This is a genomic window from Arcticibacter svalbardensis MN12-7, assembly GCF_000403135.1.
In the GTDB taxonomy this organism is placed as follows: Bacteria; Bacteroidota; Bacteroidia; order Sphingobacteriales; family Sphingobacteriaceae; genus Arcticibacter; species Arcticibacter svalbardensis.
The window spans coordinates 1-2,199 of the sequence record NZ_AQPN01000011.1 but is presented as its reverse complement, the minus strand read 5'-3'; the positions used below and the strand labels follow the sequence as shown (position 1 = coordinate 2,199).

Here is a 2,199-nt window from a genome sequence, read left to right as displayed (position 1 = left end):
TTTAGACTAACAAGATAAAATAATTAAAAGCTTTCAATTGTTATAATCTAAAGCTTCTCAGGAAACTTTTATGGATATATAGTGTATAAAAAACAGCAGTTTTTGAATAACACACTCAAAATGAGTATATTAAAATCACAAAACAAAAAAACATGCTGCACTCCAAAGACACCAATAGAATTTTTGAAATAAAAATACAATTTGATTCTAAGGAAAATATAACATTGCGTTTTCTAAACTGGTTATCGTTCTTTGAATCTAAATCTATATACAAATCACTCGATCCGGTTAAGAAAAAAGGGTTTAAGATTACCGATTTACTGGGTATGCTTTTAATTGTACCCTTTACCGGAAAAACAAATATGCATTCTCTTTTACAAAGCAGCAGTACACCGCTCACCGCCCGTAAGGATAGCTTTTACCGGATGAAAAAGATGCATGAAATGGGAGAAGCTGCTGTTTGGATTCGCTGGTCGATTTGTAAAAATCTGTTTAGCCAAAGGAACGGCTACTGCTCCAGGACCATCGGATGCTGTTATTGATGACAGTTTGTTGACCAAATCGGGTACCATAATGGAAAACATCAGCCGTTTATGGGACCAAGTATCCATGCGTTATGTGCTGGGGTACAGGATGCTGGTACTGGTTATTTTGACGGCAAAAGCTTTCTTCCTGTAAGTTTTTCCCTTCACCGGGAGAAGGGCAAAAGGGAAGCAAGCCCCTATGTGTACGCTTGCTTTACTGATGTCCATAGAATAGAATACCCCTTTTACAGAAGTAACCAGATGAAGTTTATATCCAAAATACAAGCCTTGTTAACCGCAGAATATCCTTTATCAGGCGCTGTATCGAAGTTTTCCCTGCATATTCTTGAGTATTTTTCCCGAACGATTTACAGACTGGAACGGGAATAGAATCCACAATAAATACATTTTCTTCTCCATTCATTTGCCTGGCCAAGTGTTCATTGAGCTGCTGGTTGCGCAGGAACTGAATTTTAAACGCATCCGAGCTATACAAAACGAGCTCAAATTACCAAAACATCAAAACTTGCTGCTGCACCGATCAAAGCAGCATCTTCATTTAACTCTGCCAGTTTGAAATTAACGGATAGATTTTCGTTTTCTGTTGAACTTTCAAGATTTTTCAAAAACAAATGATGTGCTTTTGAAATATTACCACCTAAAACCACATCAAACACTTGTTCTTTAATAAGATAAGGAGTTAAAAAAGATGCAAGATTAGTTGAAAACTCATTAAAAATAATAGAACAAGTATTTGTTTCATCCGCACAACCTAAAATTTCTTTAACTCCAGAAACATGCCGCCCGGTAAGTTCTTTGAACCTTTTAATAAACCATCGGGTAGTAAAATAGTCATCAGCAATACTTTCCAGAAAAAGTTCGCTTCCAAGATTTAGATCGGTAGTTACCCCATTCTGACTTACCGCAGATCCAAATCCCGTTCCTAATGTTAGTCCTATTACTTTGTTAGAATTACGGGCAGCTCCGCAGAATACTTCTCCATGAAGAAAAGCTTCAGCATCATTTCTGAATAATATATTTTCAGGAATGATGCCTAGAGCATCCGCAAAGTACTGTTTAATATTACAACCATAAAGAGATTCAAATTTATCAAGACCCTTTATCAAAGAAATTCCCCTTTTATAATCAAAGGGGCCTGGCATTGCAAAGCTCAGTTTTTTGACCTGTCCATCATACAATGCAATGGCTTTTATCACAGCAGACAGCCAACCATCAAGAATTTGAGATTCGGAACCTTTACTGTTTATATCTTTCCTAACAGTGCTTTTCTTTACTAAGAATTTGTCTTTTAAATTTACTAATGCAACGGTAATATGAGAGCCCCCAATATCTGCACCAGCAATAATATTTTCTTCTTGATAATTCATTTTATATCCAATATGATAATTTATAATTTAAGGTATTTAGTACTTTTATTGGTAATTAGGAGAATTATATTCTAATTCAAGCTTTAACAATCTCCATGTCATTTATATTTTTTAAGCATAGGGGCTTCATATTCTTACCCAAAACGCTTCACAATCTATTACACGGTAATTCAAAAGTTAATTTACAGCTCAATAAATTTAAAGTTCCGCATTCACTCATTTATAAAGAGAAACAGTAAAACTAAGTAATTAAAACAGAATCTTACTAAACCGATTTAATATATTTA

The 2,199-nt window shown here is 34.8% G+C and carries 1 protein-coding gene and 1 pseudogene; one reads left to right on the top strand and one right to left on the bottom strand.

From position 1 onward, the window contains the following. Positions 1–152: 152 nt before the first annotated feature. A pseudogene (locus ADIARSV_RS21395) lies at positions 153–725 on the top strand (IS4 family transposase); the annotation flags it as partial. Positions 726–1,027: 302 nt separating this feature from the next. On the opposite strand, the gene ADIARSV_RS01470 reads toward ADIARSV_RS21395, so the two are convergent. Continuing rightward, positions 1,028–1,912 carry an ROK family protein gene (locus tag ADIARSV_RS01470; protein WP_016193565.1) on the bottom strand — a complete coding sequence of 295 codons (885 nt, stop codon included), beginning with the start codon at positions 1,910–1,912 and terminating at the stop codon, positions 1,028–1,030. Positions 1,913–2,199: the final 287 nt, after the last annotated feature.

Excerpts from the sequence above, each read along its gene's own strand:
- ADIARSV_RS01470 (WP_016193565.1), bottom strand. The coding sequence starts at position 1,912 with ATGAATTATCAAGAAGAAAATATTATTGCTGGTGCAGATATTGGGGGC.